General features: G+C 63.6%; 15 protein-coding genes. 5 read left to right on the top strand and 10 right to left on the bottom strand.

Features of this window, described 5'->3' with window-relative positions; translation table 11 throughout:
- Positions 1 to 161 precede the first annotated feature (161 nt).
- The 5 genes from ACVW1C_RS38560 to ACVW1C_RS38540 form a co-directional block, all read right to left on the bottom strand.
- Positions 162 to 2,378, bottom strand: coding sequence for a TonB-dependent receptor family protein (locus tag ACVW1C_RS38560; protein ID WP_456762695.1), 2,217 nt, complete (start codon positions 2,376 to 2,378; stop codon positions 162 to 164).
- A 52-nt stretch (positions 2,379 to 2,430) separates the two neighbouring features.
- Positions 2,431 to 2,814: a DUF2946 family protein gene (locus ACVW1C_RS38555; protein ID WP_456762694.1), complete on the bottom strand. Its 384-nt coding sequence runs from the start codon at positions 2,812 to 2,814 to the stop codon at positions 2,431 to 2,433.
- A 556-nt stretch (positions 2,815 to 3,370) separates the two neighbouring features.
- Positions 3,371 to 4,870, bottom strand: a complete 1,500-nt coding sequence (locus ACVW1C_RS38550) for a tripartite tricarboxylate transporter permease (protein ID WP_456762693.1) — start codon at positions 4,868 to 4,870, stop codon at positions 3,371 to 3,373.
- Positions 4,870 to 5,370 carry a tripartite tricarboxylate transporter TctB family protein gene (locus ACVW1C_RS38545; RefSeq protein ID WP_456762692.1) on the bottom strand — a complete coding sequence of 167 codons (501 nt, stop codon included), beginning with the start codon at positions 5,368 to 5,370 and terminating at the stop codon, positions 4,870 to 4,872. Before ACVW1C_RS38545 ends, ACVW1C_RS38550 begins: the two co-directional genes overlap by 1 nt.
- On the bottom strand, positions 5,367 to 6,335 hold the full coding sequence (locus tag ACVW1C_RS38540; RefSeq protein WP_456762691.1) for a Bug family tripartite tricarboxylate transporter substrate binding protein: 969 nt from the start codon (positions 6,333 to 6,335) through the stop codon (positions 5,367 to 5,369). The genes ACVW1C_RS38545 and ACVW1C_RS38540 overlap by 4 nt, the downstream gene beginning before the upstream one ends.
- A gap of 410 nt (positions 6,336 to 6,745) precedes the next feature.
- On the opposite strand from ACVW1C_RS38540, the gene ACVW1C_RS38535 reads away from it, so the two are divergent.
- The 4 genes from ACVW1C_RS38535 (at position 6,746) to ACVW1C_RS38520 (ending at position 9,451) form a co-directional block, all read left to right on the top strand.
- Entirely contained in the window at positions 6,746 to 6,979 is a 234-nt protein-coding gene (locus ACVW1C_RS38535) for a hypothetical protein (protein WP_456762690.1), read from the top strand.
- A gap of 111 nt (positions 6,980 to 7,090) precedes the next feature.
- Positions 7,091 to 7,480, top strand: coding sequence for a PRC-barrel domain-containing protein (locus ACVW1C_RS38530; RefSeq protein WP_456762689.1), 390 nt, complete (start codon positions 7,091 to 7,093; stop codon positions 7,478 to 7,480).
- Between the two features lie 250 nt (positions 7,481 to 7,730).
- Positions 7,731 to 8,494 (top strand): IS5 family transposase gene (locus ACVW1C_RS38525; RefSeq protein WP_456762688.1). Its coding sequence is split into 2 segments (ribosomal slippage): positions 7,731 to 8,066 and positions 8,069 to 8,494, totalling 762 coding nucleotides; the frame shifts between segments, so codons are not numbered across the junction.
- 834 nt (positions 8,495 to 9,328) lie between these two features.
- The gene (locus tag ACVW1C_RS38520; protein ID WP_456762687.1) at positions 9,329 to 9,451 is read left to right on the top strand and encodes a hypothetical protein; all 123 of its coding nucleotides are present in this window, start codon (positions 9,329 to 9,331) and stop codon (positions 9,449 to 9,451) included.
- A 626-nt stretch (positions 9,452 to 10,077) separates the two neighbouring features.
- Here the strand turns inward: ACVW1C_RS38520 and ACVW1C_RS38515 are convergent.
- From ACVW1C_RS38515 to ACVW1C_RS38500, 4 genes are all read right to left on the bottom strand, one after another.
- The gene (locus ACVW1C_RS38515; protein WP_021078384.1) at positions 10,078 to 10,299 is read right to left on the bottom strand and encodes a hypothetical protein; all 222 of its coding nucleotides are present in this window, start codon (positions 10,297 to 10,299) and stop codon (positions 10,078 to 10,080) included.
- Between the two features lie 20 nt (positions 10,300 to 10,319).
- Positions 10,320 to 10,550, bottom strand: coding sequence for a hypothetical protein (locus tag ACVW1C_RS38510; RefSeq protein ID WP_298369124.1), 231 nt, complete (start codon positions 10,548 to 10,550; stop codon positions 10,320 to 10,322).
- 186 nt (positions 10,551 to 10,736) lie between these two features.
- Positions 10,737 to 11,255: a transcriptional regulator LdtR gene (gene ldtR / locus ACVW1C_RS38505; RefSeq protein ID WP_024583358.1), complete on the bottom strand. Its 519-nt coding sequence runs from the start codon at positions 11,253 to 11,255 to the stop codon at positions 10,737 to 10,739.
- Between the two features lie 664 nt (positions 11,256 to 11,919).
- Positions 11,920 to 12,381 (bottom strand): DUF6163 family protein, encoded by a 462-nt coding sequence (locus ACVW1C_RS38500; protein WP_016845013.1) that lies wholly within the window; start codon positions 12,379 to 12,381, stop codon positions 11,920 to 11,922.
- 207 nt (positions 12,382 to 12,588) lie between these two features.
- Between ACVW1C_RS38500 and hemB the strand changes: the two genes are divergently transcribed.
- A complete protein-coding gene (gene hemB, locus ACVW1C_RS38495; protein WP_456655464.1) occupies positions 12,589 to 13,653 on the top strand; it encodes a porphobilinogen synthase in 1,065 nt (354 codons plus the stop codon).
- A gap of 5 nt (positions 13,654 to 13,658) precedes the next feature.
- On the opposite strand, the gene ACVW1C_RS38490 is transcribed toward hemB, so the two are convergent.
- Positions 13,659 to 14,297, bottom strand: coding sequence for a DUF6151 family protein (locus ACVW1C_RS38490; protein WP_456762686.1), 639 nt, complete (start codon positions 14,295 to 14,297; stop codon positions 13,659 to 13,661).
- Between the last annotated feature and the right edge of the window lie 112 nt (positions 14,298 to 14,409).

The raw sequence follows: 14,409 nt of genomic DNA, 5'->3' as shown, positions 1-14,409 counted from the left end.
TTGACGCCGTCAGGGTGGTGTCAGCATGTCGCGCTAGGTTCGAACAGCGGCTACACTTGCCGCGCCCAGACTGGCCCGCTCCGAATTGCGAGCCCCGGAGCGGGCCTTTTACATGCCGAGCGCATGACAGGGTTTCACGCGACTGCCAGTCTGCATCCTGCTCACCACCGATACCGCAGCCCCGCATAGATCGCCCTGCCCGTTCCGGGCTCGAACAGCGGTGACGCCGCATTGGCGCGGTCGATGATGCTGGCGCTCGCGATATACGCCTTGTTGGCGATATTGCGCGCCTCGATATAACCGGACACCGGACCGCCATTGTCGAAGCCGGCCTTGAGGCCCCAGATCGCATAGGCCGACGTCATCAGCGTGTTGGCGCTGTCGACGAAGTAGGCCTGCGGCACCCATTCCAGATTGGGTCCGACATAGAGCCCGGTCGGATGCTTGTAGAGCAGCTCCGCCCGCACGAAGTGGCGCGGCGCACCCGGCAGCTGGTTGTTGCCGAACACGGGATCATTGTCGAACCGGAAATCGTTCAGCGTGTAGGCGACGTTAAGCCAGATCTTGTCCGGCGCTGGTCCGCCCGCGAAGATGTCGCGAACGATTGCTGCGCCCGCCCCGGCCTCGATCCCCTGGTGAACCGTCTTGTTGGCGTTGGTGACGTTGCAATTGCCGAACGCGCTGTAGAGGCACAATAGCTCGTTGTCGATTTCGGAACGATAGAGCGCGACCTCCCAGGCATAATCCGGCCGCTTCATGCGGGTGCCGACCTCGTAGGTCGTCGCGGTCTGCGGCTTGATCGAAAAGAACGGGATGTTCGGCAGAGCCGGGTTGAGGAAGTTCGGGCTGACGCTCTCGCCGAAGCTCGGCACCTCGGCGCTGCGCGAGACATTGCCGAACACCTGCCAGCTCGGATCGACCTGCCACAACAGGCCGGTCTTGGGGCTCCACAGGCTGAAGCTGCTGCGGCCGTTGAGATCGCCATTGGTCGAGAAGTTGACGTGCTGGTCGCGCACCGCGAACAGATATTGCGTGCCGGCGATGAAGGCAACGTTAGGCAGGAAGTAGAGCGAATTCTCTGCGAACGCCGAATAGTTCTCGGGCGTCTGCCGCAACGCCGAGGTCGGCGCGCCCTTGAAGCCGCCGACATTGACGAATTGCTGGGCATCGATCGTGCCGTTGAGGATATTGACGCCGGCGACGAAGCGGTTGCGGAAACCGCCGATGATGCGGTCGTCGGTCAGCTTCGCGAAGCCGCCATAGTCCTTGTAGCGATAGTCGAGCCACTGGAAGATCGGATGCATCAGGTGCCGGTCGACCCCGAACGCACCGAATTCGAGCATGGTGTCATCAAGGCGGATGGTCGTCTTGTTGGCGACCCGCACCGTATCGATGTTACGCTGCCAGTCATTGGCGACATTGACGGCAGCGGCGGTGGTCGGCGACGTCAGCGCCGTCGTCCGGTCGATGCTGCCCGGGATGCGTTGCCGCACCTCGTTGGCATTCAAGTAAAACCGGGTCTCGACGTCGGGCGAGATCTGGTAGCCGACATTGGCGCTGAGCTTGTTGCTCGAGCCGAAACTGTGATCGCGGAAACCGTCCGAGGCTTGCGTGGACGCAGTGACGAAGCCGTCCCACGGCCCGTTCGCCCCACCGGTATTGACCTGTAGCCGCCTTGTGTTGAAGGCACCGAAGTCGAACGATGCGCCATTCGGATTCGGATCGCGTCCGGTCGGCGTGACGAAATTGATCGCACCGCCGAGCGAATTGGCGCCGAACTGCAGCGCGTTGCCGCCTTTGTAGACCTCGACATATTTGTAGGCGGTCGGATCGATCTCCTGGAAATCGCCGTAGCCGTCCGAGGTGTTGATCGGAATGCCGTCCATGGTGAGCTGGATGCCGCGCAGATGGAAATTGCGCGACAGGCCGGAGCCGCGGATCGACAGCCGCGTATCGTCGCCCCATTTCGGCTGCGCGAAGACGCCGGGGACATAGTCGAGGATGTCCTTGATCGTATTGGCCACGGTCGAGTTGCGGTAGGCGGCGGCCGGCACCAGCGCGACGCCGCCCGGGGTGTTGTTGATTTCCGTGAGCGCCTGCTGCGCCGACAGCACGGCCAGCGCGGCACGGCCGCCGCCGCCGCCCTCACCATTGGCCGCCTGCACCGGCGCGGCAGGAACACGCGCGACACGCGCCGGGGCGCTGCGCGCGGCGCGCCGCTGCGAACGCACCGATGCGTCGCGCCGCTGTTGGGGTGAATCGACCGTGACGGACGGCAGTGTCGATTGCGAGGTAGATTGAGCGCCTGCAGGCGAGATGAATGCTGCGGCGGCGCCGGCGAGCGCACAGGCTCGCAGCCGCGCGATGGCGGATGACATGATTGGACTCCGAATGTGAACTGACGAACGAGGTGCGCCGAAGCGCCGGCGGTCAGGTCAGTGCCGGAGGTCCGCGGGATTGATGGTCGTAGGATCGGAAGCGTGCAACGAACCGCGCTTCGAAGGCACGGATCGTGGTGACCGCGACCGGCAGCCGCGCGCCGAGCGCGAACTCCAGCGGCGGCAGCGCGCCGGTGACGTGATGTCCGATGCACAGCGGACAGTGGATCGTGCCGCCCCGCCCGCTCTTGCCGGCATCGTCGCGGGCCGCATCGGCATCGGCGCTGTTGATGCAGAGGATCTGGCCGGCCGCCGCGGCCGCAGGCGATATGCTGGCGACGAGCAGGCTCGACAGGATGACGTTGAGGACAAGCGCGTAGGCTGCGACAAACGCCGCCGCCCTGCCCACACGATGCCTGAGAACGAACCGCCTCATCTCATACCCCGCCTCACGCGTATCACAGCGCAAGAGCGAAAAAAAACGCGGCGCCCGCCGATTCAACCGATCGCGCGACGGTGTTGCAGGCAGGCCATATGACGAATTGTCCTAGCCGCGGGTCGATATCAGAATGCACTCTTGAACTGCGCGACATAGTCGGGGCTGCCATAGACCCACATGGGGCTCGTCGCTTTGTCGTGGGCCTGTGTCGTTCATGCAGGCCGAACTCCACGGCGGAGCCGCGATCTGACGACCGACGATACCGTATCCCTGCAGCCCGTTGCCAATTGTCGGTCCCGTGCCGACATGGGCTCGATCGCTGCCCTTGCCGGCCCGTGCATGAGCGAAGGCCTCGGTCGCAACAGATGGCGCCAGCATGAGCGCCGCCAGAAGGTAGATCATCTTCATCGTTCAGCCGCCTTGATTGCGCCTCGCGCGGGCGAGGCATGTGCGTTGCTGAAAGGAAGACCGAGATCGGAGTTTGGATATTTCCGGATCAAGCAAATGTTGGCAGCGTTACCGTCTGTCTCGACGCGGCCGATGGATTCGCGTCCTAATCTTCATTGGCCTTGAAACGTCCCAGTCCCCTAAGCACGAACGGTGCAAGCAGCGCGATCAGCGCGATGCCGAGCAGCACAGCCGACATCGGGCTTTGCAGCAGCACCATGGGATCGCCGAGACTGATCGCCACCGCGCGGCGCAACTGGCTTTCTGCGATCGGCCCGAGGATCAATCCGATGACGACGGGCGCGATCGGGAAATCGAAGCGCCGCATCAAAAATCCCATCACGCCGAACGCCGCCAGCATCGACAGCTCGACGACCGACGGCTTCGCCGCGATCGTGCCCATGGTCGCGAACACCAGGATGCCGGCATAGAGCCATGGCTGCGGGATCGCGAGCAGCCGCACCCACAGCCCGACCAGCGGCAGATTGAGCACCAGCAGCATGCCGTTGGCGATGAACAGGCTCGCGATCAGGCCCCACACCAGATCGGGCCGCTCCGCGAACAACAGCGGCCCCGGATTGAGCCCGTATTGCTGGAAGCCCGCCAGCATCATCGCCGCGGTGGCCGAGGTCGGCAGCCCAAGCGTCAACAGCGGCACCAGCGTGCCCGCGGCGGACGCGTTGTTGGCGGCTTCCGGTCCCGCGACGCCTTCGATCGCGCCCTTGCCGAACTCCTCCGGATGTTTGGTCAGCCGCCGCTCGGTTGAATAGGACAGGAAGGTCGGGATCTCGGCGCCACCGGCCGGCAGCGCCCCGATCGGAAAGCCGAACAGCGTGCCGCGCAGCCACGGCTTCCATGAGCGCTGCCAATCCTCCCGCGTCATCCACAGCGAGCCGCGCACCGGCTCGAGCTTCTCCTCGGCGTGATGCCGGCGCGAGGCGACATAGAGCGCTTCGCCCACCGCGAACAGGCCGACCGCGAGCGTCGTCACCTCGACGCCGTCGAGCAGCTCGGGGATACGGAACGCAAGCCGTGCCTGGCCGGTGAGCTTGTCGATGCCGACCAGCCCGAGCGTCAAACCGATGAACAGGCTGGTGAGCCCGCGAACCGGCGAGTCGCCAAAGGTTGCCGACACCGTGACGAAGGCGACGCACATCAGCGCGAAGTAATCCTCCGGCCCGAACCGAACCGCGACGTCGACCAGCCATGGCGCGAGGAATGCGAGGCCGATGGTGGCGATGGTGCCGGCCACGAACGAGCCGATCGCCGAGGTCGCCAGCGCCGGGCCGCCGCGGCCGGCCTTGGCCATCTTGTTGCCCTCGAGCGCGGTCGCCATCGACGCGCTCTCGCCCGGCGTGTTGATCAGGATCGCGGTGGTCGAGCCGCCATACATGCCGCCATAATAGATGCCGGCGAACGTGATCAGCGAGCCGCCGGGATCGAGCTTGTAGGTCACCGGCAGCAGCAGCGCGACCGTCAGCGCCGGACCGATGCCGGGCAACACGCCGACCGCGGTGCCGAGGAACACGCCGATCAGGGCGTAGAGCAGGTTCATCGGCTGCATGGCGACCGCCATGCCGTGCGCGAGCGCGGCGAAGGTGTCCATCACAGCAGTCGCTCCAGCGGGCCGGCGGGCAGGCTCAGCGTCAACAGTTTGTCGAACGCGAGATAGATGAGGGTCGTGATCACGAGCGCGATGGCGGTGTCGGCCGCGACGGCGCGCCGGCCGAAGGCAGCCGACGTGGTGACGAACAGCGCCGAGGTGGCGAGGATGAAGCCGCCGCCGAGGCCGATAATGACGATCAGGAGCGCCAGGCCGCCGATGATCAGCCACACCGGCCTCGGATCCATGCTCTCGCGCGGCGGCAGCTTGCCGCGCAGCGCGTCGATCAGATTGCCGGCCGCGAGGATGACGAGGCCGATCGCGATGACAACCGGCATCGCCTCCGGCCCCATGCCGTACATCGTGGTGGACGGCAGCTTGCTGGCGTCCAACACAAGCACGGCGGCGAGCACAGCAAGCGCGGCGGCGATAGCGACGCCTGCGCGATCGACGCATCGCGCCGGCTCGCGCGGGAGATTTTCCGAAGCCGTGTCCGGCATCATGACTTCACGAGGCCGACGGACTTCAACACCTCGGTCACGCGCGCGATCTCCTTCTTCAGGAAATCGGCGAACGCATCGCCGCCGAGATAGGCGTCATCCCAGCCCTTCTGCTTCAGGATGTCCTTCCAGGCACCGGATTTCGCCATCTTCTCGACGGCGTCGCTCAGTACCTTGCGCTGCTCCGGCGTGATGCCGGGCGGTGCGACTACCGAGCGCCAATTGGCCAGCACCAGCTCGATCCCCTGCTCCTTCAAGGTCGGGATGTCGACGCCGGGCAGACGCTGCGCCGAGGTCAGGCCGAGCGCGCGCAGCTTGCCGGCCTTGATCTGGCCTTCGTACTCGCTGAGGCCCGAAATGCCGGCCGTGACCTTGCCGCCGAGAATGGCGGCGAGCGACTCGCCGCCGCCCGAGAACGGAATGTAATTGATTTTCTTCGCGTCGGCGCCGACCGTGCCCGCGAACAGCGCCGCCATCACGTGGTCGACGCCGCCGGCCGAGCCGCCGGCAAAGGTCACCTTGGCGATATCCGCCTTGAGCGCGGCGGCAAGGTCTTGCGCCGTCTTGATCGGCGAACTCGCCGGCACGACGATGACCTGGGTCTCCTCGGTCAGGCGCGCGATCGGCGTCACCTGATCGAACGTCACCGGCGACTTGTTCATGGCGAGCGCGCCCACCATGACGAAACCGTTCACCATCATCTGGTTGCCGTCGCCCTTGGCGCCATTGACGAACTGCGCGATGCCGACGCTGCCGCCGGCGCCGGGCACGTTGGTGACCTGGACGCTGCGCGCGACACCGGCGGCGACCAGCGCCTGCTGCATCGAACGCGCGGTCTGATCCCAGCCGCCGCCGGGCGCTGCGGGCGCCATCAGCTTGAGCTCGAGCTGCTGCGCGGACGCCGGACCGTTCGCCCCAAGCAACAGCGCGACAACCGCGCCGAACAGGCGCATGTGGGACGAGATCATGAGGCTTCCTCCTGGATTTTCAGACGCGGCCTGCCGATCGCTGGCCGCGTCCAGTCGCGTGGTCGCATCGCCAATCGAAACGCGCGGTCCCATCGGGTTATGGAATCGCTCGCCGAGCTCGCGTCTGCGCGTTGTTAGCGACCATTCGCCACAGCCTTCGGCAAGCCCGACGGCGCGACCAGACCGTGCTGCATATCGCCGCACCTCGACAGTCGGTTTTCCCTTGCCTTGATTCGAGCCGGGAGCCAGCCGGCTCGCTCGAAGTCGGAATAGCTAATGTCGCTGATCAAAAAATTCCGTCGCGGCAGCGCGGCGCGCAGCACGGTACTGCCGGTTGTTCAGCTCTAGGAACCATTGCTAGTTCTTCCCGTTCCACCTCCGCCGATAGATACGGCATTGGAGGAGAGAACATGAACGCTAAAACGATTGTCGCGGCAGCGTTGCTTGCCGCTTTTGTCACGCCGGCATTTGCAGCGGACGAATTCTACGTCGTGCAAGACGTGAAGACGAAGAAGTGCACGATCGTCGATCGGAAGCCGGTCGATGCGACCACCACCGTCGTCAGCCCGTCGGGCACGATCTACAAGACGCGCTCCGAAGCCGAGGCCGGCATGAAGACTGTCCAGGTCTGCACGTCCGACTAATGGGCGCCGAGCGCGCCAGTCACCATACTTTGGGCCGCGCCGGCAGTCGTCATCCTGGGTGACGGCATCTGCCGGATCGGTCATCTCCACTGAAGGCGAGGAGTTTCCCTTATGAAGAAGTTTGCTATCGGCTGCATCTTGGCTGCGGCGTTCGCTACCGCCGCGCATGCGGCGACCACGATGCCCGCCGCCCCGACGGACAGCTGGACCATCACCAACTACTACAAGCAGAATGTCTATGATCCGAAGGAATCCAAGATCGGGACGATCGACGACGTGCTTGTCGACAAGGCGGGCAAGGTGACCGGCCTCGTCATCGGCGTCGGCGGCTTTCTCGGCGCCGGCGAGAAGGACGTGATCGTGCCGTACACGGCCGTCAAATCGCAAAAGAAGGACGACAAGTGGTGGCTCACGCTCGACGAGACCAAGGATAGCCTGAAGGCTGCACCGGGCTTCAAGTACGATCGGGCCAGTACGACCTGGATCCCTGAGAACAAGTAACACCGAAAATCCGTCTGCTCGGCGACGCATTGCCGATCACGCAGGTTAACGAGCAAAGCGGAAACACGAGCCCCGGCGCATTCCCGCGCTGGGGCTTTTTCTTGCACCTCGAACTTCGCCGCCGCCGGGCGAACAAGCGGCAGTGAAGCCGGATTCCCCGCATTGATGACGATACCGCTAGGTGGTGTGGACTCTAAGGATTCCCTTTTAAGCGCAAATCAGATTCAAGACTGCTTTTGGGGAGGCAGTCTTGGGTGTGATGGACCGTTTGGTATTGAGCGACGCGGCTTGGGAGCGGATGGCACCGCTGATTATAGGTCGCCCCGACCAGAAGGGCTCCACTGGGCGCGACAATCGGATGTTCGTGGAAGGTGTGCTTTGGATTGTTCGCACGGGCTCTCCCTGGCGTGATCTCCCGGAGGCGTTCGGGGATTGGAACAGCGTGTTCCGGCGCTTCAGTCGATGGAGCATCAAGGGCGTCTGGTGGCGGATCTTCGAGGCGATGTCCGATGATCCGGACTTCGAATATCTGATCGTCGATTCAACCATCGTCCGGGCGCATCAGCACGCCGCCGGCGCCAAAAAAGGGGGTCTGAAGATCAGGCGATCGGCCGCTCGCGCGGGGGGCTGAGCACCAAGATACATATGGCCGTTCGTGGCTTGGGATGTCCCGTACGGTTCGCGCTGACCGCAGGCCAGAAGGGCGATGCACCGCAAGCTGCCGCATTGATCGAGGGACTACCTGCCGAGGTCGTCATGGCCGATACGGCCTATGACGCCGATCATTTGCGTCAAGCCATCGCCGCCAAGGGCGCGCTCGCCGTCATCCCCAACAACCCGTCACGCGCACTCAAATACCCGCTGGACAAGCACCTCTATACCCAGCGTCACCTCGTCGAATGCTGCTTCTCAAAGCTCAAGCAGTTCCGCCGCGTTGCAACCCGCTTCGAAAAGACCGCTCGAAATTATCGCGCCGTCGTCACTCTCGCAGCCATCGTCCTTTGGATGCGGTAAGTGTCCACACGACCTAGCGGAAGACAACGAACACGCGACAACCGACCAACCCACCGACCACCCCTTGGACGTGCTATCGGTTTCAAGATTGCTTGCTTGATCCGCAAACCAACAATCCCCGGGCGCCGGAGGTTTTACAGCGCCGGGGATCGCCACTCCGAGGGCGAAGCGGCGGCGCGAAGCCCGCCAATGTGACGGCGGATCGCATCGACCGTCGCTTTGCCAGGAACCAGAACGGCAAGCACAGAGTTGTCTGTCATAGTCGGGAGCGCGATGAAAACTCCGTCCCCGCAACTTTCAATTCAAAAAAGCTAGGTCGCTTCATTCATTCGCGTTCGCATCGCGAAGAGACGGTCGTGCATGCCGACGAAGCGGCATCATGGGATAAGTGACATGAGCGTTTTGAGATCAAGGGAATCAACCATCAGGCGGCATACAGCCTCGATGGCGCGTGCATTGATATGGCTGAAGAATACCTTCCCCGCCTGCGACGTGCCGGGACCGGAGCTCGCCACATCGCCGGTGCGTATCTCCCCAGATCCGCGCCGCGGTCCACCTAGCGTGAGGACAACCGCCGGATCTCGAACCGGGGTCAGGTAAACGGGATTGCCGGTGGGCGCCGACGCGCGGCAATCCTCTTCCCGCGCGCATTGGAGCAATGGGATGGCTGCTGAAGGAGCTTTGAGCTTGGAACCTTACGGTGTCCCGACAATCGGGCTCTTGTTCCGGGCAGGAACCGATAAAGGGAAAATGCATGGGACAAATCCGCCGCCGCGCACATGTCGGAATGGCTGATGTCCCCAGGTCAACGGAAGCCCATCTAGGAGGGCGACGATGCAGGCGAACCATCACCGCAACCATCACCATTTCGACAGCGTGGAGTTTGCCTTTGTCTGCGCGGCGGTGGTGTCGCTGATGGGCCTGCTTGCCAGCGTGGCGTGGCTTCTGCTGCGGTGAGGAATCGAATCGAAAAGGACCGTCACATGGGCGGTCCTTTTCTGCCGGTTGGAATGGACCTGTAAGAACTCAAAAGTTAAAAGATGCTCTGCAAATAAAGGTAGTGCCGGCAGAGTTGTATTACGACCATCCTGGCTTTTGAAAAAATCCGGATCAGTACGGTGTTCCGGCCGCGGAACCAGGCCGGCGGCGTTTCCGGGACACGCAGAGAGCCGCAGAAACCAGGCCGCGTGGTTGACTCGCGCGGCCCCCTCCCTCGATCGCCTCGCACAAAGCGATTTCGCCTTATCAGAAATGCGATTCAGTATATGGTTTGTCCGTCTCTCCCGATCGAGGGGCGCAGCGCATCGTCACGGGTGTTGCGGTGAGATGCGGTGGACGCTGATCGCGCGGTCGACGAATGCGCGTGATGCGGACGGCGAAGTCGTGTGTCCTGACGCCCTAGCGGCGAAGCTACGTCCCCACTGACACTGTCATCGCCCGGCTCGACCGGGCGATCCAGTACGCCGCGGCCTCTCGGCTCAAGCACAGGCGTCTCTGGAATACTGGATCACCCGCATGCGCGGGTGATGACACCGAGTGGCTGTTTGACAATTGAATCTCGCAGGGACGACAAAAAGTACGCCCTACAGCCCGGTATAGCCGGCCTTCACATGGTCGGTGCTGCCGTCGAGCTGGCGCAGATAGGTCAGCCCGCACACGGTCAACCGATGCGTATCGCGCTCGCCCGCCTCGAACAGCGTCTGCACGTACTCTGTCACCTTCGCCCGTGCTTCGTCGCTTGCAGCGGACGTGCGGTTGAGCAGCAGATCATACGTCTGCATGATCCGATCGATCGCGGCTTCCATTGAAGTCTCCGGGTTGACGCTCAGGCGACCACCAGCGTCTCGGCCTCGAACTTCGCGATCGCCTTGTTGGCGAGGCGGAGTCGGTTCAGCTCACCGCGCTGGAACAGCTTCACGATGATGCCGAGCAGGCGCTCATTGGTGGCGAAAGTGTCGGGAATGGTGCCGGATTTGCGCAGATAATTCGAGGCGATCGCGTAGGCGTCACCGACGACCTCGACGTTCAGCACCTCAATCCCGCGTTCGACCAGCATGTCCTGCCTCTCCATTGGGAGACAGGATAAAGCGCAGGGAATGGCTTGGTTCCTCGCCGGGACCGATTTATTTTCGCAGGTGCAGCATGAAAAGCGCATCGACCGGGCATGACCGATGCGTCGACTGGAGGGAGGCTGCCGGTCTTCTGGGCGGCCGGCTTGGCCATCAGGCGAAACGAGGGAGGCTCAGAGGCGATACAGGATCTGGTCGGTCCAGAAGCGCTCAAGGCGATGCAGCGACTTGTTGAGGCTCGCGAACTCCTCGTTCGAGATGCCGCCGACCTGCTCGACCGTCTTGACGTGCTTCTGATAGAGCGCGTCGACGATCTTGCGGACTTCCTGGCCCTGCGGGGTCAGACGGATGCGGACCGAGCGGCGATCGACGCGCGAGCGCTGGTGATCGAGGAAGCCGAGCTCGACGAGCTTCTTCAGATTGTAGGAGACGTTGGAGCCGAGATAGTAGCCGCGGGTGCGCAGCTCGCCGGCGGTCAGTTCCTTGTCACCGATATTGTAGAGGAGCAGCGCCTGCACCGAGTTGATGTCGGCGCGGCCACGACGATCGAATTCGTCCTTGATGACGTCGAGGAGCCGGCGATGCAGCCGCTCCACCAAAGTCAGGGCTTCGAGATAGAGCGGCTGCACCGGAGCTTGACCGGCAGCGCGATCAGCGGCATCCGCCGCCGTTGTCGCAACGGCTTTCATCATGACACTTCCCCTGTTTGTCGTTTTTATCGACTTTATTTCGACGAAACTTGTGTCCCGCCTGATAGGTCCAACGTAAGGGGGCCGTTTGAATATCCGCTTAAATAAGAGAATAAAGAGATCATGAATTTAAGACAGTGAATCGCGGATTAAGCCCATGGATCAAGGACTTTTCGCAACTGTTCATTGACGGTGGCGGGCCCTTGTTCACGCTTCGTGTGCCTCACCTGTCACATTCGGAAACAGCAGCGTCTGAATTCGAAACGGTGGCGTAACGGGTATGAGGGAACCCTTTACGGTGACCGATCGGTTACCGGAAAATTCTTCGAAAATTTTACGGGAGTGCATCGGGGCGGGACGCGCGTGGTGCGCGCAAGCGGGCCCCGTTCGTCGCCGCAGCCAGATCGGTTCCGCCGTCGACCCGCGCAAAGCCGGCCGGCACGCGCGCCGAGATCCGGTAAAATGGGTCCCGACGGCAGGTCCCGCAAAGGCGCTGCCGCGATGGGACGCCTTAAATGGGGATGCGATCTGTGGCACCCACCTAGCAGAACCAGCGACGCTGTCTTCTCGTTGCGCGCACGACTGCAATATATTACCAGTCACCGTGAGCTAATCGCCGCGCTGTCGCAGCCAGGCAACAGCGCATCGAGCCATGCGGCGCGCGGGCCTATGGCGGGCGTTCGCGCGCTGACATCCAGGCCAGCGCAAGATAGGCCGCTAGCATCAAGGCCTCGAGCCCGACCACGGTGAGGCTGCCGCCATAGATGCCCGGAAACATCAGCTCGATGACCGCCATCGACACCACGGTGGTCAGCCAGACCACGGCGCCCCACGGCGTCGCGAGCCAGAGCCCGACGGCGGCGACAAGCTCGATGACGGCGAAATAGATCGTGGCGGTCTGCCAGGCCATCGACTGGTTCTCGAAGGCCTCCTCCTCACCGCCGACAAAGCCCGTCACCTGGGCCCAGTGATAGAGGCCCTTGGCGACCGAGACGACGGCCATGATGCGCAGGAAGATGACGAGGCGCCGCGTCCACGCATTGTCGTCCGGCTCGATCCGGTCGGACGAGATCGCGCTCACCGAGATGGCGTTATCCCGCGCCTGATCGCGTGCAGAGGTGTCAGACATCCGAATCGCCGAATGGCGGCTGCAAAATGGGGTTCATGGCACAGTCTTGGCCCGCCGGGGGCCCAAAATCAATCGCCGTTGCGGCAAATCAAGGGCGCCAAGAATGCAACAGGGGTGCAATAGCGGCGCAATGACGGCGCCACTGACAGGTGCTAGAAGCACACTTATATCAAGTCCAGAGCAGCCGTCCGTCGAGGAGAACAAGACATGGCGATCAAATTCGGGCGCCCGATCGAACTGCGCGATGCGCCGCGGCGCCAGACTGATGCCCTCGCCTCCCCCTCGCTCGACCTCACGATCCGGATGCGCCGCAATCGCAAATCGGAATGGGCCCGCCGCCTGGTGCGCGAGAACGTGCTGACCACCGACGACCTGATCTGGCCGATGTTCGTGGTCGATGGCCACAACGCCCGTACGCCGGTGGCTTCGATGCCCGGCGTCGACCGGCTCACGGTCGACCAGATCGTCCGCGACGCCGAGCGTGCCGCAAAACTCAATATCCCCTGCATCGCGCTGTTCCCCTTCACCGAGCCGGCCCTGCGCGACGAGCAAGGCTCGGAGGCCCTCAACCCCGACAATCTGGTCTGCCAGGCGGTGCGCGCGATCAAGAAGGAATTTCCCGACATCGGCGTGCTTTGCGACGTCGCGCTCGATCCCTTCACCAGCCATGGCCACGACGGGCTGATCGAGGGCGGCAAGATCCTCAACGACGAGACGGTCGCGGTGCTGGTCAAGCAGGCGCTGACCCAGGCCGAGGCCGGCTGCGACGTGATCGCGCCGTCGGATATGATGGATGGCCGGATCGGCGCGATCCGCGAGGCGCTCGACGACAACGGCTTCGGCGACGTCCAGATCATGTCCTATGCGGCGAAATATGCTTCCGCCTTCTACGGCCCGTTCCGCGACGCGATCGGCTCGGCCAAGACGCTGACCGGCGACAAGCGCACCTATCAGATGGACAGCGCCAATTCCGACGAGGCGCTCCGCGAGGTCGAGCTCGACATCGCCGAGGGCGCCGACATGGTGATGGTGAAGCCGGGCATGCCCTATCTCGACATCGTCCGTCGCGTGAAGGACCATTTCGCGATGCCGACCTTCGTGTACCAGGTGTCGGGCGAATACGCGATGATCGCAGGCGCCGCAGCCAATGGCTGGATCGACGGCGAGCGCGCGATGATGGAGAGCCTGGTCGGCTTCAAGCGCGCCGGCGCCGACGGTATCCTCACCTATTTCGCGCCGCGGGCCGCCGAGAAGATCAAGGCGGAATCGTAAGGGCGCTACACCGGCCCGGCCGGCGCGGTTGGACGTGGACCGCAGAGCGGGCGCAGCGCCTCGCGCTCATCCTGCGACAGCACGCTCAGCGGGTAGATCGGCTCTTTTGTCTCGCGCTTGAAGAACGGATGCGGCCAGGCCTTGCCGCGCAGGCGCCAGCCCAACACCTTGCCGATCGCGCGCAGGATCAGCGGCAGGTTGAAGCCGGTCGATCCATTCGGGGCTTCGCCGATCGCATATTTGCCGAGGATTGCGCCGGTTGGCTTGCCGAACACCTCGTCCACGCGCGCCGCGCCGCCGTCGAAAGCCTGCGCCACGATTCCGACGAACGGGACGACAGGTGTCAGCGAGTTGCCCACCGGCGAATTACAGCAGGTGGTGTACCATCGGTACAGTCCTTTGGGCGTCAGCCGCAGCCCGGCGATCTTGTCATGCCCCTGCACGAAACTGAGCGACGCCGGGGCGACCTGGACGATGTCGGTACCGCCGTGGACATCGAGCAGATCGGCCCGGCCGATCCGATGCATGAACGCCTGGCAGTCGTCGCAATAGCAGACGACGCGGTTGACGGCCGCCGGCGCGGCGTTCGTGACCACCCCCCGAACCTCCCCACAGCGGCAGCGCAACCCGATCTGTATGCCCATATGTCCCCCGCCGTCACGCAACCTCCAGCCTACACCGAGGCAGGCGCTTTCGGCCGCCGAATCGCCGGAATATTTCGGCTAGTTAATGTTGGCGCAGCCTTGGCAGGCACAC

The organism is Bradyrhizobium sp. USDA 4011, assembly GCF_054063415.1.
Note: the sequence above shows the minus strand (reverse complement) of the source record. Positions and strands in the feature narration are given on the sequence as shown.